The organism is Sphingomonas sp. Sph1(2015) (assembly GCF_001970915.1).
Taxonomy (GTDB): Bacteria; Pseudomonadota; Alphaproteobacteria; order Sphingomonadales; family Sphingomonadaceae; genus Sphingomonas; species Sphingomonas parapaucimobilis.
The window spans coordinates 21,528-46,262 of the sequence record NZ_MQUI01000006.1; the positions used below are offsets into that span (position 1 = coordinate 21,528).

At 66.2% G+C, this 24,735-nt stretch carries 19 protein-coding genes and 1 tRNA gene; 10 read left to right on the top strand and 10 right to left on the bottom strand.

All coding sequences use genetic code 11. The annotated features are described in order from the left end of the window. The first annotated feature begins 230 nt into the window (after positions 1–230). The 7 genes from BSZ14_RS04050 (at position 231) to BSZ14_RS04080 (ending at position 7,140) form a co-directional block, all read left to right on the top strand. Positions 231–1,184, top strand: a complete 954-nt coding sequence (locus tag BSZ14_RS04050; RefSeq protein ID WP_076709925.1) for a ferritin-like domain-containing protein — start codon at positions 231–233, stop codon at positions 1,182–1,184. A 30-nt stretch (positions 1,185–1,214) separates the two neighbouring features. Then, positions 1,215–2,252, top strand: coding sequence for a ferritin-like domain-containing protein (locus BSZ14_RS04055; protein ID WP_076709926.1), 1,038 nt, complete (start codon positions 1,215–1,217; stop codon positions 2,250–2,252). Positions 2,253–2,855: 603 nt separating this feature from the next. Beyond that, positions 2,856–3,341: a hypothetical protein gene (locus BSZ14_RS04060; protein ID WP_042489832.1), complete on the top strand. Its 486-nt coding sequence runs from the start codon at positions 2,856–2,858 to the stop codon at positions 3,339–3,341. After that, a complete protein-coding gene (locus BSZ14_RS04065; protein ID WP_076709927.1) occupies positions 3,338–4,285 on the top strand; it encodes an SMP-30/gluconolactonase/LRE family protein in 948 nt (315 codons plus the stop codon). The genes BSZ14_RS04060 and BSZ14_RS04065 overlap by 4 nt, the downstream gene beginning before the upstream one ends. A 196-nt stretch (positions 4,286–4,481) precedes the next feature. Further along, positions 4,482–4,667 carry a helix-hairpin-helix domain-containing protein gene (locus BSZ14_RS04070; RefSeq protein ID WP_042489910.1) on the top strand — a complete coding sequence of 62 codons (186 nt, stop codon included), beginning with the start codon at positions 4,482–4,484 and terminating at the stop codon, positions 4,665–4,667. A 557-nt stretch (positions 4,668–5,224) separates the two neighbouring features. Beyond that, positions 5,225–6,130 (top strand): YihY/virulence factor BrkB family protein, encoded by a 906-nt coding sequence (locus BSZ14_RS04075; RefSeq protein ID WP_158069168.1) that lies wholly within the window; start codon positions 5,225–5,227, stop codon positions 6,128–6,130. After that, positions 6,127–7,140, top strand: a complete 1,014-nt coding sequence (locus BSZ14_RS04080; protein ID WP_042489835.1) for an AI-2E family transporter — start codon at positions 6,127–6,129, stop codon at positions 7,138–7,140. Before BSZ14_RS04075 ends, BSZ14_RS04080 begins: the two co-directional genes overlap by 4 nt. Before the next feature lie 121 nt (positions 7,141–7,261). Here the strand turns inward: BSZ14_RS04080 and BSZ14_RS04085 are convergent, their stop codons facing one another. Genes BSZ14_RS04085 through BSZ14_RS19230 form a run of 4 tightly spaced genes read right to left on the bottom strand, consistent with a single transcriptional unit; the run spans position 7,262 to position 10,549 of the window. Then, a complete protein-coding gene (locus tag BSZ14_RS04085) occupies positions 7,262–7,897 on the bottom strand; it encodes a class I SAM-dependent methyltransferase (protein WP_076709929.1) in 636 nt (211 codons plus the stop codon). Further along, positions 7,894–8,547, bottom strand: coding sequence for a PIG-L deacetylase family protein (locus BSZ14_RS04090; protein ID WP_076709930.1), 654 nt, complete (start codon positions 8,545–8,547; stop codon positions 7,894–7,896). Before BSZ14_RS04090 ends, BSZ14_RS04085 begins: the two co-directional genes overlap by 4 nt. Further along, positions 8,544–9,542 (bottom strand): acyl-CoA dehydrogenase, encoded by a 999-nt coding sequence (locus BSZ14_RS04095; protein ID WP_076709989.1) that lies wholly within the window; start codon positions 9,540–9,542, stop codon positions 8,544–8,546. Before BSZ14_RS04095 ends, BSZ14_RS04090 begins: the two co-directional genes overlap by 4 nt. Beyond that, positions 9,539–10,549 (bottom strand): glycosyltransferase, encoded by a 1,011-nt coding sequence (locus tag BSZ14_RS19230; RefSeq protein WP_076709931.1) that lies wholly within the window; start codon positions 10,547–10,549, stop codon positions 9,539–9,541. Before BSZ14_RS19230 ends, BSZ14_RS04095 begins: the two co-directional genes overlap by 4 nt. 186 nt (positions 10,550–10,735) lie before the next feature. Between BSZ14_RS19230 and BSZ14_RS04105 the strand changes: the two genes are divergently transcribed. Next, complete coding sequence (locus tag BSZ14_RS04105; RefSeq protein WP_076709932.1) at positions 10,736–12,916, top strand: catalase; 2,181 nt, start codon at positions 10,736–10,738, stop codon at positions 12,914–12,916. A gap of 589 nt (positions 12,917–13,505) precedes the next feature. On the opposite strand, the gene BSZ14_RS04115 is transcribed toward BSZ14_RS04105, so the two are convergent. The 3 genes from BSZ14_RS04115 to BSZ14_RS04125 all read right to left on the bottom strand — a co-directional run bounded on the left by BSZ14_RS04115 (position 13,506) and on the right by BSZ14_RS04125 (position 16,298). Then, the gene (locus tag BSZ14_RS04115; RefSeq protein WP_042489845.1) at positions 13,506–14,168 is read right to left on the bottom strand and encodes a Dps family protein; all 663 of its coding nucleotides are present in this window, start codon (positions 14,166–14,168) and stop codon (positions 13,506–13,508) included. A 113-nt stretch (positions 14,169–14,281) separates the two neighbouring features. Next, the gene (locus BSZ14_RS04120; RefSeq protein ID WP_076709934.1) at positions 14,282–15,643 is read right to left on the bottom strand and encodes a sensor histidine kinase; all 1,362 of its coding nucleotides are present in this window, start codon (positions 15,641–15,643) and stop codon (positions 14,282–14,284) included. After that, the gene (locus tag BSZ14_RS04125; RefSeq protein WP_076709935.1) at positions 15,621–16,298 is read right to left on the bottom strand and encodes a response regulator transcription factor; all 678 of its coding nucleotides are present in this window, start codon (positions 16,296–16,298) and stop codon (positions 15,621–15,623) included. The genes BSZ14_RS04120 and BSZ14_RS04125 overlap by 23 nt, the downstream gene beginning before the upstream one ends. A gap of 189 nt (positions 16,299–16,487) precedes the next feature. On the opposite strand from BSZ14_RS04125, the gene BSZ14_RS04130 reads away from it, so the two are divergent. After that, positions 16,488–17,744 carry a TolC family protein gene (locus BSZ14_RS04130; protein ID WP_076709936.1) on the top strand — a complete coding sequence of 419 codons (1,257 nt, stop codon included), beginning with the start codon at positions 16,488–16,490 and terminating at the stop codon, positions 17,742–17,744. After that, positions 17,741–20,911 (top strand): efflux RND transporter permease subunit, encoded by a 3,171-nt coding sequence (locus BSZ14_RS04135; RefSeq protein ID WP_076709937.1) that lies wholly within the window; start codon positions 17,741–17,743, stop codon positions 20,909–20,911. The genes BSZ14_RS04130 and BSZ14_RS04135 overlap by 4 nt, the downstream gene beginning before the upstream one ends. Before the next feature lie 629 nt (positions 20,912–21,540). On the opposite strand, the gene BSZ14_RS04140 is transcribed toward BSZ14_RS04135, so the two are convergent. The 3 genes from BSZ14_RS04140 to lon all read right to left on the bottom strand — a co-directional run bounded on the left by BSZ14_RS04140 (position 21,541) and on the right by lon (position 24,600). Beyond that, positions 21,541–21,615: transfer RNA gene (locus tag BSZ14_RS04140), tRNA-Val, on the bottom strand. Positions 21,616–21,675: 60 nt separating this feature from the next. Further along, positions 21,676–21,948 (bottom strand): HU family DNA-binding protein, encoded by a 273-nt coding sequence (locus BSZ14_RS04145; protein WP_042489856.1) that lies wholly within the window; start codon positions 21,946–21,948, stop codon positions 21,676–21,678. 225 nt (positions 21,949–22,173) lie between these two features. Further along, positions 22,174–24,600 carry an endopeptidase La gene (lon, locus tag BSZ14_RS04150; protein ID WP_076709938.1) on the bottom strand — a complete coding sequence of 809 codons (2,427 nt, stop codon included), beginning with the start codon at positions 24,598–24,600 and terminating at the stop codon, positions 22,174–22,176. Between the last annotated feature and the right edge of the window lie 135 nt (positions 24,601–24,735).

Below are 24,735 nucleotides of genomic sequence, written 5' to 3' on the forward strand. Positions count from 1 at the left end.
ACGGAAGCCCTTTTAACTTGCTTGCGCAGCGTAGCTGGACTCTTAAACTCGGACAACTTAAACTTGAAAAAAATTTCATATGGGCGCAGCCATAGGATGCCTAGACGCTCAGGAAGGATTCGCCGAGGCCGGATGTCGCAGTTCCAAAGATAGGCAGAGCACCGGGTGACGCAGCCGCCCCCAGGCGTGGCGGTCAACAACAGGGGAGGGAAATGGAAGACTTTCGAATCATGCCCGAACATCGAGGCGAATCGACAAGTTCCGGTCGTCGCGAATTCTTCGGCCAAGTTCTGACCGGAGCCGTGCTGGCCGGGGCCGTGGTCGTCGGAGCTGCCGGGATGGCTCAGGCCCAGGTGGCGTCATCGGTCGACACCGCACCGCTGCAATTTGCGCTGAACTTGCACTATCTTTCGACCAACATGCTGCAACTGGCGATTTACGGCGCAGGCCGACAGTTGCCGGCCCAATATATCCGCGGCGGCGAGACGCTGGATCGGCCGGGCGTTTCGGCGACCTCGGCCAAGCAGGTCAGTTTTCCGGCCGGGACGCGTGATATCCAGGCGCGTATCCAGGAAATTGCGGCCTCGCTTTGGTTTCGCACTCTTTTCCTCCGCGACCTGCTCCGCGCCGACTCTCCGGCGCAGAATCAGATCGACATGACGGCAGAACGGTTCACCGCCATGTTCCGGCTGACGGGCGCGATCGGACCGGGAGACAGCTTCGATCCTTATGCCTCGCCGGTCGATCTGGCGCTGGCCGCGGAAACGATCCTGGCCGTGCAGGCAACGGCGCTCAACGGCTTGTCGACGCTTTATACCAATCCGGTCATCCGCGCATCGATGCTGTCGATGGCGGCGACGGCGGCGACGGACGTCACGACGATACGCACCATCCTGATGGCCGCATCCGCAGCCCGGCCGGAAATCGTGACGATGGTCGACCGCATGGCGTCGTGGCGCAATGGGATTGGCGGGGGCGGCACGACCGATCGTGGCCTGTCTCCCGTTCCGGTCAATGGCCGCCTGGCGGCCCGGCTGGCGCTGACCGATGATAACGGGCTGCACCTGTCGCGAACGCCCGGCCAGGCGCTCAACGTGCTGTTCATGACGTCGGGCGCCGCTACCCAAGGCGGCTTTTTCCCGACCGGGATCAACGGCACGTTCAAGACGGGCGCCGCCAACTAAGTCCGCAATTTCGATCCCAAGGGGGATGACATGACCTATTCCGACAAGGATATCGCCACTGCCGACACCACGCGCCGCCAGATGATCCGCTGGTTCGGCACCGCCTCGATCATGGCGGGCGGGCTGGCCTTTCTCGAGGGCTGTAACGACGATGTCGTCGGGTCCGAATCGGTGGTCACGCCGACGCCTACCGCATCGGCGACCGCCACTCCCACGCCACCCGCAGCCTATACGGCGACCGACGCCGACCGGATGAACCTCATCCTGCAGCTTCATTATCTCTATGGCACGTTCCTGGTCCGCGCTTTGGACGGCGCCACCCTGCCCCCCGCGCTGACCACAGGGGTCGGCACCTCAGGTGGCGTGACGGGCGGCAGCAAGGTCGTGTTCACCGACCCGATGACGCTGGCCGGGGTGAATGAGGTCGCCAATGCCGTGCTCGCCCGGATCGCTTTCCTGCGCAAGACGCTGGGCAGCGCGGCGACCGCCCAGCCCGCCCTGAACATCGCCGGTGGCCAGAACGGACCGTTCGATGCGATCGCGCGCGTGGCGTCGACAACGACGCAACCGACCAGCTTCTTCGATCCCTATGCCAGCCAGGACGAGTTCCTGCTCGGCGCAGTGGCCCTTTCGGCGGTCGTGATGACGACATCGGTCGGCCAGGGCTTTCAGGTGGGCGCGACGACAAGCGGCCCGGTCGCGGCGCTCGTCGCGGGCATAGCCGCCAGCGACGGAGCCATTCGCAACGCCCTCTACCAGCGCGCGATCCTTCAGAAGCGATCGATCCCGGAAAGCGAAATCCTGTTCGAACGGTCATGGCGCATGGCCGAGGTTCGGGATCGGCTCGATGGTCCCGTCGGCTTGGACCGCGGCATAGGGTCGTTCGGCGGCGGAGAGGACTTCGGTTCCCAAATCCAGCTCCGCGACAATAATTGGATAGCGTTGCGCCGCACGCCCGAACAGGCTCTGGGCATTTTGTACGCATCCGGCACCGCAGCATCCTCGGGAGGATTTTTCCCGGGCGGTGTGAACGGGCTGATCAAGACCAGTGGGAACAACGTCATGTGATCCCTCGAGTCGTGCGCCTTCGGCACCCCACTCTGACGGCGCACGAAACTTTGGCGAAGAGGGCTTCCCCCTCTTCGCTTTTTGCATCGCGGTAAAAGACGTTCGAATAGAGCGTTGCTGTTTGCGCGTTCAAACTCGTCTCAAACGGCTCGAATTTCCGCCGAGCCAGCATTCGCCTTTAATCTTCCGCTGGTTTGCCGGACACCGATGACGGGCTCTGCTGAGCCAGGACATGTTCTGATCGCGAATATGACGAAGCGTCGGTTCAAGCACGAGCGTACGCGCGAAGCGGTGGCGCTGTTAAAGGCGAGCGGTCGGATGCAGAGCGAGGTTTCGGCCGGGTTGGGGATCATGCCGACGATGCTGCATCGCGGACAGCGCAAAGGTGCAGGAGCGCGGAGTCTCGCCGGGAAGATCACAGCGGCGTCATGCGCAGCCCGCGAACCTCGTCGATCCGCTTCGTGGCCATCGTGCCATAGCATGGGATCGCGCCGCTGGGTCGGCAGGCCGCGACGTTCCGGGGCGCACGAAACCTCCGCGCCCGCCCGCCGTTGGACCATCGCTTCGCGGTCCTGCCGCATCGTGAAGCTGGAGGAGACGAAGATGACCGACCTGCCGACCCGGGTGACGCTCGATAATGACGGCACCGATGCCGAGCGGCCGCCGGTGCTGCCCTTCCTTCATATGTGGACCGGGGCGGATGGCGGCAGCCGGATCGACCTGTCGCGCATGACCGGCTTTGGCCAGAAGAGTGTCGGCGGCGGCGCGGACCCGCAATGGATGCGACCGTTTCCCGGCGAGGTGGAGGCGGTCAACTTCGCGATCCTGCCGGTGGGCTGGGTCGGCGACTGGCATGAAAGCCCCAAGCCGCAATGGGTGATCCCGCTGCGCGGCCGCTGGTTCATCGAGACGATGGACGGCAACCGGGTGGAGATGGGACCGGGCGACATTCATTTCGGCCAGGATCAGGACACCACCGACAGCAAGGGGCATCGATCGGGCCAGATCGGCGACGAGCCCTGTCTCCAGATCATGATCCAGTTCGCCACATCGCCCGCCGCGCAGACCCGCGACCCGTTCGGGGCATGACGGACGCTCAGGCGACGCCGCTCGCCCCGCTGTTGACTCCCGCCCGGCTGCGTCAGCCCGGACCGCCCGAGCGGACCGAGGTGGCGCCACCGACCATCCACCACGCCGCGGCGCACACGGTGCTCGGTGAAGCGCGGCTCGTCACGTTGTACGATGGGGCGAGTTGGAGTGAGGGGCCGACATGGTGGGCACGCGAGCGAACGCTGGTATGGAGCGACATCGTCGGTCGCCGCGTGCTGGGGTGGCGTGAGGACGGCGCGGTCGATGTGCTGCTCGACGCCACGCCGTTCATCAACGGCAATGCGGTGCTGCCGGACGGCACGCTGGTACATTGCGAGCATGGCCGTCGCGCGATCAGCCGGTCCGACGGCACGGGTGTCGCGACCCCCATCGCATGGGCGGCGGAGGGTAGCCACCTCAATGCGCCCAACGACCTGATCGTCACCCCCGACGGGGCGATCTGGTTCAGCGACCCGACATTCGGCCTCGAAAACCCCAAGCAAGGCGTGCCCGGCCGTTCGGAAAGCGGGCGTACCGCGATCTGTCGGATCGACGAGGATGGCACGGTGCGGCGGATGGTCGACATGGCGCAGCCCAACGGCCTCGCCTTCTCGCCCGATCGACGCACTTTCTACGCCTCGCAGACTCCCGAGCATGGCGAGGGCGAAGTGGCGATCTACGCGTTCGACTGGGACGGGACCACATTGTCGAACCGGCGACGGTTCGCGACCATGGCCGAGGGGATACCCGATGGCTTCACCATCGACCGGTGCGGCTGGCTGTGGAGCAGTTCGGCAAAGGGGGTCGAGCTGTTCGATGATGACGGTACGCATCTCGCCACCGTGCCGACGCCGGAGACGTGCAGCAATTGTACCTTCGACGCCGACGAAATGCGCCTGTTCGTGACCGGCGGCGCGCACCTCTGGATGTTGCCGCTGGCATAGCCCACGCTGGTCGCACCCGGTCGTCAGGCCAAGGCGACAAGGCCGGTGTCGCGCGGTCCGAGGTCCTATGGCTCGATCCGGATGACGTCACGACGGGAGGGGCACGGGTTTCTCGCCCTGCAAACAGACGCCAGCCTGGAATGCGATGGCACGCCATGACGCGACGTTCGTTGGTCCGGACCGATGGGAGACGTACATGATCAACCTGAATAGCGCGACCGCAGCGGAACTGGACGCGGTGCCCCAGCTGAAGGGACATGGTTTCGAGATTGTGAGATATCGGGACGAGCGTGGCAGCTTCAGCGAGGTCCGCCAGCTCGAGGAAGTGCCGGGCCTCGCAGGCAAGTGGAACGGGGCCGAGGCCGTTGTCTCCACCGAATGACGGTCGTTATCGCCCCCCGGCCCCGGCAGCCGCCATTCGACAGGCACCCAACGCTTTCCAGTTTCTACCGTTGGGTCATATTGGCCTTTTGCCGAACCTGTGAACAGAAATCCTCTCTCCATTTTCACGTCACCAGGGCTGCCGACATTCTGGCGACAGCGGCCTCACCGTGCATTTCCCGTTGGGCGTTCTGCTGAACCGCGATGGCCGATGCCGGTTTGACGTCGCGAGCATCGGGGCGAGCATCGGGGCGAGCATCAGGGAGCGTGCCGACCGCATTCTGTCGGGTATCTCCCATGAAATGATCCGGCACCGCTCGCGCGACGATCCCGGCAAAGGATCCTAGCAAAGACGTGCAACTCCCTCCCGGCGGCGCGGGTGGAGCGCGGTACGAAACCGGATTTTCGAGCGACACGCCGGACGAGCCAGCCGATGCGACGCCCCGATATCATCGGGTCCGTCAGTCCTTTTTGCAATCGATCGGACCTAAATAGAGGCCAATCGTTATGGGTCCGTCACCCGGACACGGGCGTCGGAATCGATTGAGGGGCGGGGACATGGCATGGGGGTTGAGCGGAGCGACCGGCAGGCATCTGCGGGTGGGATCGTCGAACGTACGGCGCTGGACCATCCTTTCGTGGCGGACGGTGCGTAGCGGTATGCGCGACGATTTCGGCATCGCGGCCAGCTCGATCGCCTTTGCCGCTTTCCTCGCCATGATCCCTCTGGTCGGCCTTGTCGCGGGTGCCTATGGCTCCATCGTGCCGGCCGCGACGGTGGCGCAGAATCTGTCGACACTGACCGCGATCATGCCGGTGGATGCGCGAAGGATCGTCGCCAGGGGATTGCACAACGCGCTGGCGACGGACCGCGCCTCCATCACCGCATTCCTCCTCTCGATTGCCATCGCCCTGTTCAGTGCCCGCCGCGCCGGGCGGTCGCTGCTTCACGGCATCAACCTCGCCTATCGGATCGAGCGGGAGCGCCAGGGTCTGCGCCGACAGTTCGCGTCGACGGCGCTGGTGCTGGGCTGCGCCGCGCTGGTGCTGACCGCCCTGGTGTCCCTGTCTGTCCTGGCGTTCCTGCAAAGCTATGTACCCGATGGCCTGCCCGGCGCGCGCCTCGTGTCCACGATCACGCTGTTCGGCTCGCTGACCCTCGGGGCAGGCGCAGGGCTGATCCTGATCTATCGCTACGCGCCCGCGGCGGAGCAGGCGATCCCGTGGCGCCACGCCCTGCCGGGCACGATCGCGGGCGTCGCGATGTGGCTCACCGCCACGTTGCTGTTCCGCATCTATGTCGCGCGCATCGCGCGGTTCGACGACACTTATGGCTCCCTTGCGGCCGTGGTGGTGCTGATGCTGTGGCTGATGGTCTCGGCATGGGCGCTGCTGCTCGGCGCACGGCTCAACGCCGAGGCCATGGCCGATTCCGGGACCCGCATCGAGGAACGACGCAAATGACCCAAAATCCGGTGCAGGACCGCTACCGCAATCGCATGCTGACGATCATTGCCGCGATCCTGCTGATCGCGGCGCTGCGGGCAGGATTTGCGGTGATCATGCCGGTCGCCTTCGCCGCGATCATCGTCGCCGCCTTGTGGCCGCTCAAGCGCTGGCTTGCCCGCTTCATGCCGTCGTGGATCGCCTATACGCTGACCCTGTTGTCGCTGATCGCGATCCTCGCGGCCTTTGCCGCATCCGTCTATCTGTCGATCGGGCAGGTCATCGGGGCCATGTCGGCGGAGTGGGCCGGGCTTGAAAAGGCCTATATGCGGCTTGCCGCCTGGGCGGCGGAGCATGGCGTACCGATCGCGGGGACCATCAACCGCCAGCGCATCATGGGGCTGTTGCAGATGCTGGCCAGCGGTGCCTATGCCTTCGTCACCTATGTCGGGTTCATCGGTATCGTCGTGATGCTCGGCCTGCCCGAGGTGCCGCGGCTGCGGCGGCGTCTGTACGAGATGTGCGAAGGCGGCGCGCGTCGCGACATGCTGGAAGTGAGCGAGGAGATATCGGGTCAGGTCCGTCGGTATCTCGGCACCACGTTGGCCACCAGCATCCTGACGGGGGCTGCATCCGCCCTGTGGTCGTGGATGACCGGGCTGGAGCTTGCGCTGGTCTGGGGTATCCTGAATTTCCTGCTCAACTTCGTGCCCGTGATCGGCAACATCGTCGGCATCGTGCCACCCGTGCTGTTCGCCTTCGTGCAGTTCGGCGGGTGGCAGATGCCGACCCTGGTCTTCGTCGGCTTCGTGATCCTGCAGATGACGATCAGCAACGTGGTCTATCCGCTACTCCAGGGCAAGCAGCTGTCGCTGTCACCGTTGGCGATCATCATCGCCATGACGTTCTGGAGCTGGGTGTGGGGTATCGCCGGCGCCCTGATCGCCGTACCGCTCACCGCCGCGATCGTCATCATCTGCGGCCAGTTCGATCGCAGCCGATGGATCACCAAATTGCTGTCCGCGTAAGTCCGATGGCGAGGATTCCATGGCCACCTCCGGCCCGATAGGAGGTCATTCGATGCCGCTATCTGGGCTTTCCGGATCGGCCCACTCGTCCCATGGGCCATGGGCGGCGGTTGCCCGATACCTATGGCCTGGGCGATGGCGGATGAACACCGTGAGACGGCTGGCTGCGGCGCCGTGGCTCGCCTATCGCTCGTGCGACGATGACATGCCATTTTCGTTGACGGCGCACCGTGGCTGTCCGCCAGGACAGGCCGGTCAGGTCGAGGAAGCGTTGCTGTATCCCGGCGGCGTGCTGCGCGAAATCATAATAGTCGATCCGATGATGCGCGAGCACCAGCCGCCCGCCGGGGCGTAGCGCCTGTGTGACGTGCCTGGCGACGTGCCTCATCGCTGGCGGGGAAAGATAGTAGAGCAGTTCCGCGATCACGATAGCGTCATAGTTTTTCTGCGGAAATCGCGCGGGCAATGCCAGGCTGATGGCACGCGCGCGGGGGCGGTCCGCGATGGCGCGGGCCGTCAGAGCCGTACCTTCGGCGGTCCCCTCCGTCGCATCGAGGCGCAGGGCGCGCGCGGCCATGGCCCGGCTGTTCGATCCATTCCCGCTGCCGAGTTCCAGAACGCGGCCGAGGGGGCCAGGGCCCAGGGCATGCAGGATCGCCGCACGCTTTGTCGCTTCGTCCCGGTCAGAATAGGTTCGCCAGGGGTCGCCACTTGCCGCGAATTTCTCGGCAAAACCGGCAAGATCGATAGGCCTCATCGCCGCTCCTCGGCAAACTGTTCGACGGGGAATGCGAAGACTGCGAGTTCATGGCGTGCGATCGTAAAGCCATGAGGATCGTCGGCGATCACGCCCAATTGCGTACGATGCATCCGAATGAGCGATCGCTTCGCCGCTACGCCGCCCGCCAGCGAAACGGTCTGGCATCGGGCACCCCTCGCGCGGTGTGGTGGCCATACCTGATAGGTCATGCGTCGTCCGGCAAAATGGAGGTCCCGAAGCGCCGCCGCGACGGCCCGGTGATCGGGATGCGCGTCGGTCATGGCGGGGCCGATAAGCATGTCCAAACCCCGGCACCGACGGATCGCCCGGCCCAGCCGCTGGCGACACAGCACCGGTCGAGTGAAAAGGCCGCCGTCCGGCAACCCCAGAAAGGTCACGCGATGACGCGTCACACCCAGACGGCTAAGCGCCGACAGGCTTTCCTGCCGACGCGCCGCAATCAGCCGTTCAGGGAGCCATGCCCCACTGTTGGGATGCGAGGCGGCGCCGTTGCTGACCACGACGACCCGGACCACACTGCCCTGCCGCCGCAAGGCCTGTATCAGGCCAGCGGCCCCGATGATCTCGTCATCGGGATGGGGTGCGACGACGACGGCATGGCGAACGGCGTTGAGATCCAGTTTCACAGGGCGGGCACCAACAGACCCTGCAGAACCCCGCGACCGACGCGAAGCCTTTGGGCGTCAGGGGCGGGCTGGCGGAGATAGACCGCCAGATCGCTGAGCATGGCCGAGAGAGGATGGCTGTGGAACTGGCTGGCAAGCCCCACGGCCTCGCGTGCGACGACCATCGCCCGCTCGGCCGCATCGGCCACCGCCAGTCGGGCCGCCGCCACGCGCGCCAGTCGCGGCTCGTCGCCTTCTTCGGCATTCTCGAACCACAGACGTGCCGTCCGCCGGACGATGGCGGCCGCGCCGTCGGCCAGTGCGAACAACTCGGCCAGTCGGGCGGCCTGAAAGGGATCGTCGCCCCGCCCCGCCGCAACCAGATGATCGCGGCTGAGGTCGCAGATGCCCGCCACGCCGCCCGCATGAACCGCCACGAAACGCAGCGCGCCGCCGCTGAAAAAGGGCTCCCGCGCATAGCAGCCGGGCCGGCCGATCCGATCCGCGTCGGTGACGGGGGCATGATCCCAGCGCACCCGATGCGTTTCGGATCGCTGCATGCCGATCACCCGCCACCAATCGGAGTCGACCGCCGGTGGTATGCGGGACAGGTCGAGGAGGAGCAGTTGTACCCCGTCGGACGTGTCCGCCGTCACCAGCGCATGGCTCAGCACCCCCGCCCCCGACGCATAGCTTTTGCCGCCGCTCAGCCGCCCGTCGTCCAGCCGCAGCGCCTCCCCCGGCCATCCGGCATTCCACACCCCCAGCGTCGCGCCGCGCGCCAAGGCACGGCCCAGCACTTCGACCTGAGCGGCCGAGCCATAGCGCCGGACGATCTGCACGGCATCGACATGCCCCTCGACCAGTCGGGCGAGCGGAAGGTCGCGGCGGCCGATCCCGTACAGCCTGGCCAGCAATGCGATCAGTTCGTCCGCCGTCTGCGGATCGCCTGGCGGATGATCGGCCCAGCCCTGTGCAGCGATCGCGCCCCGCAGTTGATCGGCCATCATCGTCATGCCGCGACCTCGCACCACCGGCTTTCCAGTTCGCCCAGACGATCTTCCGCCGTCGCCAGCGACACCATGGCGTCATGGGCCATGGGTGCCGGAACGATGCGCATGGCAAATGCCTCGCCATTGGGACAGTCCCGCGCGACGCCCAGGATATGGTCCGCCGACAGGCCCAGGCTTTCCCCCAGCGCCGTGCGGACAGGGATCTGGTCGATCGTCGCGAAACTGCGTCTCGCCGCCGCCTGTGCGCGCCATTGCCATGACGATCCACGCGGGTCGGCCATGGATGGCCATTCGCCGTGATCCAGCGCCCGCAACACGTCCGCAAGGCCCCCGGCGACGCGCCCGTCCCGCCGTGACGATGTGTCGACCGCCATCGCCCCGTCGCGGCGGACGCGAAAGCCGGCCCGCGCCGCATCGTCCAGAAACCGGGCGTCTTCGCCGGACGGCAGCGGCCGGAACCCGTCGATCGCGCGATAGGCGGACGCACGAACCGCGATATTGGCGCCTCCGCCGAAATGATGGGTATCCCGCGCCTCCCATGGCACCGGGTCGACGAGGCGGCGATATCGGTGGAGCCGATCATAATAGCGTTCGATGCGGCACTGCAGGGGGTCTCGCGCGGCTTCGAGGCGGAGGATACGTCCCGCCACCACATCCGCCTCTTGCAAAGCCCGACACCCCGCCGCGATCCAGTCGCGATGCGGCATGCTGTCGGCGTCGGTCGTGAATATCAGGCCCTCTGCGCCAGCCAGCCGTTCGAGGCCCATGGCCAGCGCCGCACGGCGGGCCGCGCCCGCATTGGGTTCCGTATCCCGGGCGCCCTGCGCCACCGTCAACCCGAAGGGCAAGACCGGCTGCATGCGATCGAGCATATCCCGGCTGCCGTCCCGGCAATCATCGAGATACAGGCAAAGATGCATGCCATTCGCGCCTATCGACTGCCCGGCGATCGCGGACAGCAATTGGGGCAGCAAGCCCGCCTCGTTGCGCGCCGGGACACAGATGATCACGGGGATGTCCTCGCTCAGAATCCTTCTCCCATGCTTCGTGCGTCTCGACCGATGCGGATCGGCCCTGCCTGTGTACGACAGGCCGACAGGATAAGACTTGATCAATATCAACCATTTAACGGCAGGGCGATTGTGCTTTCCATGCGTTGAGACGCTGACATTCCTCACGGACGCAAAGGCATCATCATGGCCAACAAGATCAAGTCGCGCGCAGGCGCGACAAAGGGCGAGACACCCGACAAGGCCCCCGCCCTTCCTGCCGCATCGGACACGCCCACCCATTATGCCGAGTCCCGCGGTCATGGGGGAGAAACGCACCAGAGCACCGACGACACGGCCCAGACGCTGACCACCCAACAGGGTGTTCCCGTCGCGGACAACCAGAACAGCCTGCGCGTCGGCGAGCGCGGCCCGACCCTGCTCGAAGACTTCATCCTGCGCGAGAAGATCTTCCACTTCGACCATGAGCGCATCCCCGAGCGGGTGGTCCATGCCCGCGGCTATGGCGCGCACGGCGTGTTCGAGCTGACCGACAGCCTGGCGGACTACACCCAGGCCGATGTGCTGAGCACGGTCGGCCAACAGACCGAGGTGTTCGTCCGCTTCTCGACGGTGGCGGGCAACAAGGGGTCGATGGACCTGGCGCGCGACGTGCGTGGCTTCGCGGTCAAATTCTATACCACACAGGGCAATTGGGACATTGTCGGCAACAACATCCCGGTGTTCTTCATCCAGGACGCGATCAAATTCCCCGACCTGGTCCATGCCGTGAAGCAAGAACCCGACCGCGCTTTCCCCCAGGCCCAGTCCGCGCATGACAATTACTGGGATTTTGCCAGTTTAAGCCCGGAGGCATGGCATATGGTCATGTGGCAGATGTCGGACCGGACCATTCCGCGCTCCTTCCGCACCATGGAGGGATTCGGCGTCCACAGCTTCCGCCTGGTCAATGCCGAGGGCAAGTCGACCTTCGTCAAATTCCACTGGAAACCGCGCCAGGGCCTGCAATCGGTGTTGTGGAACGAGGCGGTCAAGATCAACGGCGCCGATCCCGATTTCCACCGCCGCGACCTGTGGACCGCGATCGAGGGCGGTGACTTTCCGCAATGGGACCTGGGCGTCCAGCTGTTCGACCAGGAAACCGCCGACAGCCTGCCCTTCGACCATCTCGATGCGACCAAGCTGATCCCCGAGGAACAGGTGCCCGTCCGTATCGTCGGCACGCTGACCCTGAACCGCAATGTCGACAATTTCTTCGCCAGCACCGAACAGGTCGCCTTCTGCACCCAGAATGTCGTCCCCGGCATCGACTTTTCCGACGACCCGCTGCTGCACGGCCGCAACTTTTCCTATCTGGATACGCAGTTGAAGCGGCTGGGCGGACCCAATTTCACCCATATCCCGGTCAACGCGCCGCGCTGTCCGGTGATGAATTTCCAGCAGGACGGCCATATGGCGATGCGCAACCCCAAGGGGCGCGCCAATTACGAACCGAACAGCTGGGGTCCCGATGGCGGTCCGCGCGAGAACCCGACCATCGGCTATCGCAGCTTCCCCGCCGAGGTGCGGGGCACCAAGCAGCGTATCCGCGCCGAAACCTTCGCCGACCATTACAGCCAGGCACGGCAGTTCTTCATCAGCCAGCAGCCCATCGAGCAGAAGCATATCGGCGATGCGCTGGTGTTCGAACTGTCCAAGCTCGAGCGGGTCGACATCCGCGCGCGCGCCGTCTCGCATCTGCGCCTGATCGACGAAGGGCTGGCCGCGACGGTCGCCGACGGGCTCGGCCTCGACCTGCCCGAGCCCGCCCAGGCAGCCAAGCCCACGCTCGACCTGCCACCCTCGGCCAAGCTGAGCATCCTGTCCAACGGCCCCAAGGACTTCAAGGGGCGCAAGATGGGCATCCTGCTGACGGACGGCAGCAGCGCCGATCTGTTCGCCGCACTGACGAAGGCGCTCGAGGCGGAGGGCGCGCTTTGGGAAGTCGTCGCTCCCAAGATCGGTGGGGTGACGCTCGACGACGGCACGCAAGTCGCCGCCAAGCAGAAGATCGATGGCGGCCCCTCGGTGCTCTACGATGCCGTCGCGGTCCTGCCATCCGAGACGGGCGTGGCCATGCTCGCCAGGGATGCGACAGCCAAGGACTTCGTCACCGATGCCTTTGCCCATTGCAAGTTCATCGGCCACAACGACGCCGCCAATGCCCTGTTCAACGCCGCCGGAATGATGGAACGGGACGAGGGTTTCGTCGCCTTGGCCAACGCCAAAGATGCCAAGACTTTCGTCGGCCAGTGCCGTGCGCTCCGGATCTGGTCGCGAGAGCTGGATGTGGACCTTGATGCAGCGTCGCTTCAGACCTCGCAGTAACGATCAGGGGACGGGAAGGCGCGACAAGGCCTTCCCGTTCATCATGGCATCCCCCTTCCTACAATGGCGATAAGCGATGGATCCTTCGGCAATTGGCCGCCGTCCTTCATGAACTTCGCCCCTGGAACGAGGGCCGGTTGGTTGTCGGAGCCAGACGGGCGCATGAGCAGCAACAGATTGGGGCCATTCGCTGTCTCTTCGGTCGCCACCGGCATTGCCGGGCCAGACCGCTTATGAGGCATCGAACTTATGGATTCAGCCATAGCGTTCGGGGAAGCAGTGCATGGCGCGATGGCGGTCACGTCAACGTCTCCGCGGTGGCGGCCTTCGCCGACTGGCACCCGGCGGTGCGCCAGATGGTCGCGGCGGGGCGGCATCGCCTTCATGTGCATCGGCATTGCATTGATGGTGGAGCGGGTCTGACGCCACCAACGGGCGGGGGGCGAGATACTCGCCGCCCGCTTTCGCTGTCGGCAACCGCTTGGTCCATGGCGGCGACATCATGGAGGCGTGTCGCGACGAACCCTTCCCGCCGGGAAAGGGCTCGCCCCGACATGGAACAGGCGCTGAGGGAGCAGCCCTTGGCCGATCAGCGCGGTGCGGGCGCGGTGCGGGCCATCGGCTGCACCGGGCGGCCGCCGTTCAGGTCCGCAGCGTTATTGGCGTCGGTCGGTGTCGGCTGGACCATGGCGCGCATCTGCCACTGATATTTGTCGATGGCGTGCTGGACCTCCTGCAACAGGTTGGAGGTCGTGGGATCGCCATCCTCGCTGGCCTTGATGCCCTGGCCGATCTCGTCGCTGACCACGCGGTAGTTGGCCGCGAACCAGCCGATCACCTGCGCATCGTCGATGAAGCCGCCCGGCATCTCGGGGACGCGGCTGGTGCGGACGATGGTGTTCGCGCGGCCATCGGCCGATGCGCCGATGGCGAGCAGCCGCTCGGCCACCTCGTCGGCATATTTGGCGACGCCGTCATGATGGTCCTGCAACAGCTCGTGCAGCGGGTAGAACAGCGTGCCCGACACGTTCCAATGCGCCTGCTTCGTCTGGAGCTGAAGCTGCTGGAGTTCGATCAGCGTTTGCTGGAGCGCCATGATCGAGGCACGCTGCGCCTCGCCCTGCGGGCCGCCATGCGGCTGGCTGGACAGGCTGTTCTGCGGAAATCCGTTGCCCGTCTGGATGTCGTTGGTCTGGGCGAAAGCGGGCGCGGCAAAGAGGCACGCGACCAGCGCGAGCGAAGCGTAACGCATCGTTCCTGTTCCTTCGATAAAGGGACTCAGCCGGGGGAAATAGGGTTCGGCTCAGGCCGTCAGTCGGCGGACGGTGAACGCGACCCTCGGCATAGGGTTCTATAAATTTATGTTTATTTTGCTGCGCCGGGGCAGATGATCGAAACGGCACTGCCCTGCGCCGCAAAGGCAAGGCCGAAGCCGTGGAGATCGGCGATCGCCTTGACCAGCGGCAGGCCCAACCCGACCCCCGGTTGATCGGCGCGGCCACGATAGAAGCGTTGCAGCACCAGCGCGCGCTCGGCCGGGGGCACGCCGATACCGTCATCGGCGACCCTCAGCACGATGTCGCGCCCCTGCATCCCCAGGGTGACGCGCACCGCGCCGCCGACCGGCCCGAACTTCATCGCATTGTCGATCAGGTTGGACACCGCCTCGATCAACAGGCTGGCATCGCCATCGACCGGCGGCACCGGTTCGATGGCATAGGACAGGGTGATGCCGCGATCCTCGGCGGTCGGGTGGTGCAGGTCGCAAGCATCCTCGACCAGCCGGGCCAGATCGACGGGCGCGAAGCGGCTGCGGCGGGCATGATCCTCCAGCTCGCGGATGCGCAGCAGCGCGGCGATGATGCCCAGCAGCTTGTCGACATCGGCCAGCGTCGCCTCGGCGGTCGCGGCAAAGGCGGCGCGGTCGATATCGTCGCGCATCCCCCGCTCGACCCGTGCGCGCAGCCGCGTCAGGGGCGTGCGAAGCTGGTGCGCGATATCGTCGCCGATCCCGCGCATGTCGGCGACCAGCAATTGCAGCCGGTGGAGCATCAGGTTGATGTCGGCGCACAACAGCCCGAAGCTGTCGGGATCGCGCGGCACGGGAAGACGCTGCGACAGATCGCCTGACAGGATGCGTTCGGTCAGGCGGCGGACCGCGTCGACCTGCCGCGCCGCGCGCCGCCCGGCGATCAGCCCGAAGACCAGCGCCATCAGGATGCCCGGCACCAGCCCGACCAGCAGCGACTGGCCGACCAGCCGCATCGAAGCCTCCGTATCGTCCAGATCGACGCCGACCAGCAGGAGGGTGCCGTCGCCCATCGGGCATAGCTGGACCCGCGCCTCGTCACTATGCTTGCCGGGCAGTTCGGTCGGCGCGATCGAGGCGACGAACGGGGCGGCGGGCGGCGGGCCGGGCGGCAGGCGCGCGACATTGCCCGCGATCCGCCGTCCGTTCGCATCGAACAGCGCCAGGAACAGGTCGCGGTGCAGGTCGCGGTCCAGCTTCTCGCGCAGTTCCTCGGGCCGCTCCTCCGTCGGGGTCAGGCGGAAGAAGGTGCAGTCGTCGCTCAGCTGATGCTCGATCTCGCGCCGGTGATTGTCGTCGACCAGCACCCAGAACACCGCCGCCAGCGCCAGCGATTGCAGGACGAGCATCGCCGCCAGCGCGCTGCCCCAGCGCCAGGTCGCCCGCGCGCGCGGATCAGTGGGGAAGATCGAAGACATAGCCCTGCCCCCGCACGTTGCGGATCAGCTGCGCCTCACCCTCGCCGTCCACCTTGCGGCGCAGGCGGCCCATATGGACGTCGACGACATTGGTATTGGGCTCGAAACTATAACCCCAGACATCCTGGAGCAGCATCGAGCGGGTGATGATCCGCCCCGGTCGACGCACCATATAATCGAGCAGCTTCAACTCGCGCGGCAACAGTTCCAGGTCGCGTCCGGCGCGGGTGGCGCTGCCCGCCAGCAGGTCGAGGTCGAGCGGCCCCGCGATCAGCCGCGTCTCGCGCGTGTCGTTGGGGCGGCGCAGCAGCGCCTCGACCCGCGCGATCAGTTCGACCAGCGCGAACGGCTTGGGCAGATAATCGTCGCCCCCCGCGCGCAGGCCGCGCACCCGGTCGTCCAGGCTGCCGAGCGCGCTCAGCACCAAGGCGGGCGTGCGCCGCCCCCGCCCCCGCAGATCGGACAGCAGATCCAGCCCCTCGCCATCGGGCAATTGCCGGTCGAGGATCAACAGGTCGAAATCCAATTCCTCGACAAGGCTGGCGGCCGAGGTGAGGCTGCCGACATGGCAAACCTCATGCCCGGCGGCGACCAGCTCCAGCCGGATCTCCGCCGCAGTTCCTGCATCATCCTCGATCACCAATATTCGCGTCATGGCGGCGTGATCGCAACAGAGGCGCGGCAGCGTCAATGAAATTACGATTTAGTATTGATAGTCATTACAAGCAAAGAGCCATCGATGATGGGGAGCACCGGCATCACCCATCTCTAAATCGCTATTTAGTCGACGGCGTGCGGGAAACGCGTCTAGCGCTGCATCATCGAATACCGCGCAGGGGATGACATGCGGATCACGGCTTTGGCAGGACTGGCGGCGATGGTTGTGGCCGCGCCCGCAACGGCGCAGCAGCAGGCGATGACGCTGGACGCGCTGGTCCAGAACGTCATCGCGGGCAATCCCGAGCGCCAATTCTACCAGCGCCAGATCGAGACGGCGGGCGTCGAGCGCGAGGCGGCGGGCCGCTGGGCCGACCCCGAAGCGGTGGTCGAGTTCGGCCAGCGGCGCGCGCAGGACCGGACCAGCGGCGCGGTCACCGGCGAGGGGCTGACCTATGCCGTGTCGGTCGTGCAGCCGATCGAGTTCGGCGGGCGCATCGCGCTGCGCCGCGCGATCGCCGACGGGCAGGTCGGGCTGGCGCGAATAGGGTTGCAGCAATTCGACGCAACGCTGGCCGCGCGCGCCCGTTCGCTCGGCTACGGCCTGTTCGCGGCGGACGAGAAGGCGGCCGCCGCGCGCGAGGTCGCCGGGCGGATGCGGACGCTGGCCCGTGTGATCGTCGCGCGCGATCCGGCCGGACCCTCGCCGCAGCTGGAGGCCGCCTCGCTCCAGGCCAGCGCGATCAGCGCCGAGCGGACCGCCGCCGCCGCCGATGCCGAGGCCAATTCGATCCTCTACGAACTCAACCAGCTTCGCGGCGCGCCCTTTGCCGCGCGCATCCGTGTCGTGCGGCCCGACATGGCGCTGCCCGCCCTCCCCTCGGGCCAGATACTGGCCGACCGGGCGAGCGAAAATAATTTCGAGCTGAAGGCGCTTCGCGCGCAATTCGCCCAGCAGGGGCTTCGCGTCGACCTCGCCCGCAAGGCGCGTATCCCGACGGTCAGCGTCGGCCCCTATTATGACCGCGCCCGCTCGGACATTCGGGAGACGAATTACGGCGTCCGCATGTCCACCACCATCCCGCTATGGAACCGCCAGGCGGGCGATGTCGCGGTCGAACAAGGCAAGCAGGCCCAGGCCAATGCGACCCTGATCAACGCCGAGCGCCGGATCGCGCGCGAGGTGTTCGACCAGGCCGCGCAATATGAGGCCAAGCGCGAGGTGCTGGCCAAATGGGATGCCAACTCGCCGCAGCGTTTCGCGCAGGCCGCCGCCGACGCCGACCGCAACTATCGCCTCGGCGCGATCCCGCTGACCACCTATACCCAGATTCAGCAATCCTATGTCGAGGCGGTGAACGCCGTGCTCGACACGCGGCGCGAGGCGCTGGAGGCATTGCTCCAGCTCCGCGCGCTCAACGGCGGGGCGGCGCTCGCCCGATGAAGCGCTGGCTCGATCTCGTCACCCGCCACCGGCTGGGCGTCGCGCTGGTCGCCGCACTGATCGCGGCGATCGGGCTGTGGTCCTTCGCCAGTCTCCAGATCGACGCCATCCCCGACATCACCGGGGTTCAGGTGCAGATCAACACCACGGTCCCGGCGCTGGCGCCCGAGGAGATCGAGCGACTGGTGACCCTGCCCATCGAACGCGCCATGGGCGGCCAGCCGGGGCTGGACCAGACCCGCTCGCTGACCAAGACCGGGCTGAGCCAGGTGACGCTTCTCTACAAGGACGGCACCGACCAGCTGAAGGCGCGCCAGCTCGTCACCGAGCGGCTGGCGGCGGTGCGTGACCAGTTGCCCGCGGGCAGCACGCCGCAGCTGGCGCCGATCACCACCGGGCTGGGCGAGATCTTCTACTATACGCTAGAATGGCGAAAGCCGCCGCCGGGGCTGAACCCGCAAGCCCAGCTGATGGCGCTGTACGAGGCGCAGGAATATACCGTGCGGCCGATGCTACGCGCCGTGGCGGGGGTCGCCGACGTCAATTCCAATGGCGGGCTGGAGGAGCAATATGTCGTCGAGCCCGATCCGGTCCGGCTGACGTTGCACGGCGTCACCGCGGGCGAGCTGGCCGCGGCGGTCGCCCGGAATGTCGAGAATGCGGGCGGCGGCATCATCCGGCGCGGGGCGGAACGCTTCACCGTGCGCACCGATGCCCGCGTGATGACCGCTGAGCAGATCGCCGCCATCCCGGTCAAGTTCGCCGGCGGCGTCCTGCCGCTGCAGGTCCGCGACCTCGCGCGCGTCGTCACCGGCGCCGCGCCGCGTCAGGGGGCCGCGACCCAGAATGGCCGCGAGACGGTGCTGGGCACGGTCATGATGCTGGTCGGGCAGAACAGCCGCGAGACCGCCTTGCGCGTGCAGGAAGCCCTGCCCGGCATTGCCGCCGCGCTGCCCAAGGGCATGGTGATCGACCGGCAATATAGCCGCGCCGATCTGGTCGATCAGACGATCCATACCGTCGAGCGCAATCTCGGCGAAGGCGCGCTGCTGGTCGCGATCGTCCTGCTGTTCGTGATGGGCAACTGGCGCGCCGCGCTGATCGTCGCGCTGGTCATCCCGCTCGCCTTTCTGGTGACGGTCAGCGGGATGCACGCCATCGGCCTGTCGGGCAATCTGATGAGCCTGGGCGCGCTCGACTTCGGGCTGATCGTCGACGGATCGATCGTGGTGGTCGAGAACAGCCTTCGCCTGCTCGCCCTGCGCCGCGCCGAGAAGGGCGAGGACCTCACCGCCGACGAACGCCGCGACACGGTGGCCCATGCCGCCCGCATGGTCGCACGGCCGACCTTTTTCGGCATCGCGATCATCGCGCTCGTCTATGTCCCCGTGCTCAGCCTGGGCGGGGTCGAGGGCAAGCTGTTCCAGCCGATGGCGCAGGCGGTGATGCTGGCGATCGTCGCCGGGCTGCTCTGGACCTTCACCATCGTGCCGATGCTCTCGGCCTGGGCGTTGCGCGCACCCGCCCGCCCACATGGCGAGGACGCGCCCAAGGGCTTCGTGGCGGTGGCCGAGCGGGTCTATACCCCGGTGCTGGAACGCTCGCTGCGTCACCCGGCGATCCTCGTCCTCGGGGCGCTGATGCTGCTGGCGGCGGCGTTCCTCGCCTTCAAGACGCTCGGCTCGCAATTCACGCCGCAGCTCGATGAAGGCGCGATCACCGCGATGGTCTATCGCCCGGTCGGCATGTCGCTGGAGCAGAGCCTGGCCATCGAGCAGGCGACCGAGCGCGCCATCCGCCGCAAATTCCCGCAGGTCAGCCACACCTTCTCGCGCATCGGCACCAGCGAGGTCGCGACCGACCCGATGCCGCCCAACGAGAACGACCTCTACATCTTCTACACGCCGGTGAAGGACTGGCCGACCGGCGACGGGATGCCGACCACCAAGCAGGAGCTGATCGCCGGGATCGAGAAGGTCGCGCGCCAGGTCTATAAGGGCCAGAATTTCGAATTCGCCCAGCCGATCGAAATGCGCTTCAACGAGATGCTGGAGGGCGTGCGCGCCGACGTCTCGGTCAAGATTTACGGCGACGATTACGACGTGCTGGAACGCGCCGCGACCCAAGCCAAGGCGATCCTGGAAAAGCTGCCCGGCACCGAGGGCGTCGAGTTCGAGACGGCGGGGCGGCCCAAGAGCATCGTGGTCGAGCTGGATCGTGCCGCGCTGATCCGCCTGAACCTGGGCGCGCAGGCGGTCAACGACGCGATCCGCGACGCGCTGGCGGGGGCCGAGGTCGGCTTCATCCCGCACGGCCCCGCGCGCCACGCCATCGTGATCCGTATGCCCGATTCGCTGCGCGCCGATCCGGCGGCGATCATGGCGCTGCCGCTGCGGGTCGGCGACTATGGCATGGTGCCGCTGTCCCGCGTCGCCCGGCTGAAGGAAACCCGCATCGTCGAGCCGATCCTGCACGACGACACCAACCGCCGCGCCGCGCTGATGGTCAATCTGTCGACCAGCGATCTGGCGGGCTATGTCCAGCGCGCCCAGGCCGCGATCAACGGGCAGGTCAAGCTGCCCCCCGGCTATCGCATCGAATTCGGTGGGCAGTATCACCAGCTGGAGGCCGCACAGAAGCGCCTGTCGATCGTGGTGCCCGCCGCGCTGATCCTGATCTTCGCACTGGTCTATGCCGCACTGGGCAGCGTGCGCGAGGCGGCGATCGTCTATACCGGCATTCCGTTCGCGGTGACGGGCGGCGTGCTGGCGCTATGGTTGCGCGGCATGCCCTTTTCGATCACCGCGGCGATCGGCTTCATCGCGCTGTCGGGCATCGCGATGCTCAACGGGCTGGTACTGATCGACCATATCAACGCGCTTCGCGACGGGCGCGAGTGCGATCCCCTGCCAGCCGAGGACGCAGTGCGGCGCGGCGCGCACGACCGGCTGCGCCCCGTCCTTTCGACCGCGCTGGTGGCGTCGGTCGGCTTCATCCCCATGGCGATCGCCACCGGCCAGGGTGCGGAGGTGCAACGGCCGCTGGCCACCGTGGTGATCGGCGGAATCATCACCTCGACGATCCTGACGCTGGTGCTGCTGCCCAGCCTCTATGCGTGGGTCGAACGTCGCCGCCGCCCTGTATGGCGTGAAGCGGTTCCCGCCTGAGCCGGCGCACTGGCCTCGACCGTCTGGCGGGCGGCGGCGCTCCTGTGGGCGGGCAGCTTGTCGAGGATCACGACATCGCCGGGTTTGAGCGTCGGAGCGATACGGGCTGCGAACCACGCCCCGGTCATGGGTCCGTCGCTGCCCATGCGGGGGGCGTCGGGGGCAAAGGCACTTGCCGCGCTCCATTTCGAGCGTCCGTCCAGGCGGCGTCGCAAGCTGGTGGACGGCGCACCAAAAGAGATGATCGATCCGATCTCGCTGCTCGAAACCCTGCCATTTTGCGCAGCATGGACGTCGGTTCCCGCGAGATGTTTGCGGCGATGAGCGCGTTGATGTTGCGCTTCCTGTTCGGCATGACGCTCCGCTGGCCGGACCTGCCGCACAAACGGGTGAGGGCGCCGCGACCCTGGGCATCAATTACCAGGCATCAACCACTGGGCCGCGCCCGCCATGGCCTATCGCGTCGGCCAGCAACTTCCCTTGGCCGCAAGCATAGGGCAAGGCTGCCAAGGAAAGGTCGGATTGTCAGGCATTCGGCATCATATTGCCCAATGGCCGCCAGAAGGAAAAAGGGCTGGCCGATCAGGCTGATCACCATTCCTTCCGGACGTTCGGGTCCTGGGAAAGAATGGTGGGCGCGACAGGGATTGAACCTGTGACCCCACCCGTGTGAAGGGTGTGCTCTACCGCTGAGCTACGCGCCCGTAACCGGGAGACGGGCCTTTAGGCGGCGATCCGCCGCCTGTCCAGCCCAAAATTTCGGATTAGTTGACCGAGTCCTTCAACAGCTTGCCCGGCTTGAACTTGGGCTGCGACGAGGCCTTGATGGTCATCGGCTCGCCGGTGCGCGGGTTGCGGCCGGTCGAGGCCTTGCGCTTGGAAACCGAGAAAGTCCCGAAGCCGACGAGGCGGACTTCGTCGCCCTTCTTCAGGGCCGCGGTGATCGACTCAAACACGGCATCGACCGCCTTGACCGCATCGCCGCGGGCCAGGCCCGAGGAGTCGGCGACGGTAGCGATCAGCTCCTGCTTGTTCATTCCATAACCCCCTATGATTTCATCGAGAAAACGACACGGGACTCGGTGCCGCCCAAATATTAAAGCAACGATAATGACGCGGCAGGCGGTGCTGTCAAACCCCGCCCTTATCCCCCATCCTTACCCAAAGCGAAGCATGGCGCAAACAGAAGCACATGTCATCATCATGACATCGTTTGAAAAAGGCCGCCGATCCTTCGACCGGCGGCCCTGTCCTTGTGACGATCAGTGGTGGCGTTCGCCGCCCACCGCCGGGATCGCAGCGGGCGGCAGCGCCGCCAGCTCGTCCGCATCGGTCCAGTCGATCGCCTCCAGCGGCTCGACCAGCGCCAGGCGAAGCACCTCATCGACATGCGCGACCGGCACGATCTTCAGCCCGTTGAGAATGTTGCCGGGAATGTCCGCCAGATCCTTCTCATTCTCCTGCGGGATGAGCACGGTGGTGATGCCACCGCGCAGCGCCGCGAGCAGCTTTTCCTTCAGTCCGCCGATCGGCAGCACGCGTCCACGCAGCGTGACCTCGCCGGTCATCGCCACATCCTTGCGCACCGCGATGCCGGTCAGCGTCGACACGATCGAGGTGACTAGGCCGATACCCGCCGACGGACCATCCTTGGGCACCGCACCCTCGGGCAGGTGGATATGGATGTCCTTGCGGTGGAACAGCGACGGCTTGATCCCGAAGCTCGGGCTGCGCGCCTGGACGAAGCTGAAGGCGGCCTGGACCGATTCCTTCATCACATCGCCCAGCTTGCCGGTCGTCTTCACCTGCCCCTTGCCCGGCACCGTCACCGATTCGATGGTCAGCAGTTCGCCACCCACCTCGGTCCATGCCAGACCCGTGACCGCGCCGATCTGGTCCTCCTGCTCGGACAGGCCGTGGCGATATTTCTGGACGCCCGCGAACTCGTGCAGGTTTTCCGGCGTGATCGTCACCGACGTCGCCTTGCCCTCCAGGATCTGGCGCAGCGCCTTGCGAGCGAGACGCGCGATTTCCCGCTCCAGCGTCCGCACGCCCGCCTCACGGGTGTAGCGCTGGATCAGGGCGCGCAGGCCTTCCTGGGTCAGCGTGAACTCGCCGTCCTTCAGGCCATGCGTCTCGACCTGCTTGGCGACCAGATGACGCTCGGCGATCTCGACTTTCTCGTCCTCGGTATAACCCTCCAGACGGATGATCTCCATGCGGTCGAGCAGCGGCTGCGGCAGGTTCAGCGTGTTTGCGGTACACACGAACATCACGTCCGACAGATCGATATCGATCTCCAGATAGTGATCGTTGAACTTGGCGTTCTGCTCGGGGTCGAGCACCTCCAGCAGCGCCGAGGCAGGGTCACCCCGGAAATCCTGACCCAGCTTGTCGATCTCATCGAGCAGGAACAGCGGATTGGACGTGCCGGCCTTTTTCAGGTTGGTCACGATCTTGCCCGGCAGCGAGCCGATATAGGTACGACGATGGCCACGAATCTCGGCCTCGTCACGCACGCCGCCCAAGCTCTGGCGAATGAACTCGCGCCCGCACGCCTTGGCGATCGACTGGCCCAGCGAGGTCTTGCCGACGCCCGGCGGGCCGACGAGGCACAGGATCGGCCCCTTCAACTTGTTGGTGCGCGCCTGGACGCCGAGATATTCGACGATCCGGTCCTTCACCTTCTCCAGCGCATAATGATCCTGATCGAGGATCGCCTGCGCGGCGGCGATGTCCTTCTTGACCTTGGACTTCTTGCCCCAGGGCAGGCCCAGCAGCACGTCTAGGTAGTTGCGCACCACCGTCGCCTCGGCGCTCATCGGCGCCATGGTCTTCAGCTTCTTCAGCTCGGCAGTCGCCTTGGTGCGCGCTTCCTTGGACAGCTTGAGCGTCGCGATCTTCTGGGTCAGCTCGGCGATCTCGTCGCCGTCGCCGTCCTCGCTCTCATTGCCCAGCTCGCGCTGGATCGCCTTGAGCTGCTCGTTGAGATAATATTCGCGCTGCGTCTTCTCCATCTGGCGCTTGACGCGGCTCTTGATCTTCTTCTCGACCTGCAGGACGCCGAGTTCGCCTTCCATCAGGGCATAGGCCATCTCCAGCCGCTTGGCCGGATCGGTTTCCACCAAAAGCGCCTGCTTGTCTGCCACCTTGACCGAGATGTTGGCGGCAACCGCATCGGCCAGCTGCGAGGCGTCCTCGATCTCGGCCAGCTGCACCGCGGTCTCGGCGGGCAGCTTGCGGTTGAGCTTCGCGTAATTCTCGAACTGGTCGACCACCGAGCGCATCAGCGCCGCGACCTGCGCCTTGACGTCATGCTCCTGCTCTTCGAGCGCGGTTTCGTCCGCCTCGACCACGGTCGTGTCGATGGTGGAGGTCAGGTGGGGACCCGACTCGTCCAGTTCGACCAGGCGGCCGCGCGTCTTGCCCTCGACCAGCACGCGGACGGTGCCGTCGGGCAGCTTGAGCAGTTGCAGGACGCTGGCGGTCACGCCGATCTCGTACAGGTCCTCGCGCGAGGGATCGTCCTCGGCGGGATCGAGCTGGGCGACCAGGAAGATTTCCTTGTCCGCCGCCATCGCCGCTTCCAGTGCCGCGACCGATTTGTCGCGGCCGACGAACAGGGGCACGATCATGTGCGGGAAGACGACGATGTCACGCAGCGGGAGGACGGGATAGGTCTGGTTCATGCAAACTCCGGTCGGCCCCGACCGGGGCCTCTTCGCCTCTATATATGGGGAGGGTTGCCGATCCATCAATTCCCGCTGCGACAAGACGCTGCGGCACGGCTTGCCAAGCCGCAGCGCTTGGGCGAAACCATGGGC

Excerpts from the sequence above, each read along its gene's own strand:
- BSZ14_RS04050 (WP_076709925.1), top strand. The coding sequence starts at position 231 with ATGCCCGAACATCGAGGCGAATCGACAAGTTCCGGTCGTCGCGAATTC.
- BSZ14_RS04055 (WP_076709926.1), top strand. The coding sequence starts at position 1,215 with ATGACCTATTCCGACAAGGATATCGCCACTGCCGACACCACGCGCCGC.
- BSZ14_RS04060 (WP_042489832.1), top strand. The coding sequence starts at position 2,856 with ATGACCGACCTGCCGACCCGGGTGACGCTCGATAATGACGGCACCGAT.
- BSZ14_RS04065 (WP_076709927.1), top strand. The coding sequence starts at position 3,338 with ATGACGGACGCTCAGGCGACGCCGCTCGCCCCGCTGTTGACTCCCGCC.
- BSZ14_RS04070 (WP_042489910.1), top strand. The coding sequence starts at position 4,482 with ATGATCAACCTGAATAGCGCGACCGCAGCGGAACTGGACGCGGTGCCC.
- BSZ14_RS04075 (WP_158069168.1), top strand. The coding sequence starts at position 5,225 with ATGGCATGGGGGTTGAGCGGAGCGACCGGCAGGCATCTGCGGGTGGGA.
- BSZ14_RS04080 (WP_042489835.1), top strand. The coding sequence starts at position 6,127 with ATGACCCAAAATCCGGTGCAGGACCGCTACCGCAATCGCATGCTGACG.
- BSZ14_RS04085 (WP_076709929.1), bottom strand. The coding sequence starts at position 7,897 with ATGAGGCCTATCGATCTTGCCGGTTTTGCCGAGAAATTCGCGGCAAGT.
- BSZ14_RS04095 (WP_076709989.1), bottom strand. The coding sequence starts at position 9,542 with ATGACGATGATGGCCGATCAACTGCGGGGCGCGATCGCTGCACAGGGC.
- BSZ14_RS04105 (WP_076709932.1), top strand. The coding sequence starts at position 10,736 with ATGGCCAACAAGATCAAGTCGCGCGCAGGCGCGACAAAGGGCGAGACA.
- BSZ14_RS04115 (WP_042489845.1), bottom strand. The coding sequence starts at position 14,168 with ATGCGTTACGCTTCGCTCGCGCTGGTCGCGTGCCTCTTTGCCGCGCCC.
- BSZ14_RS04120 (WP_076709934.1), bottom strand. The coding sequence starts at position 15,643 with ATGTCTTCGATCTTCCCCACTGATCCGCGCGCGCGGGCGACCTGGCGC.
- BSZ14_RS04125 (WP_076709935.1), bottom strand. The coding sequence starts at position 16,298 with ATGACGCGAATATTGGTGATCGAGGATGATGCAGGAACTGCGGCGGAG.
- BSZ14_RS04130 (WP_076709936.1), top strand. The coding sequence starts at position 16,488 with ATGCGGATCACGGCTTTGGCAGGACTGGCGGCGATGGTTGTGGCCGCG.
- BSZ14_RS04135 (WP_076709937.1), top strand. The coding sequence starts at position 17,741 with ATGAAGCGCTGGCTCGATCTCGTCACCCGCCACCGGCTGGGCGTCGCG.
- BSZ14_RS04145 (WP_042489856.1), bottom strand. The coding sequence starts at position 21,948 with ATGAACAAGCAGGAGCTGATCGCTACCGTCGCCGACTCCTCGGGCCTG.
- lon (WP_076709938.1), bottom strand. The coding sequence starts at position 24,600 with ATGAACCAGACCTATCCCGTCCTCCCGCTGCGTGACATCGTCGTCTTC.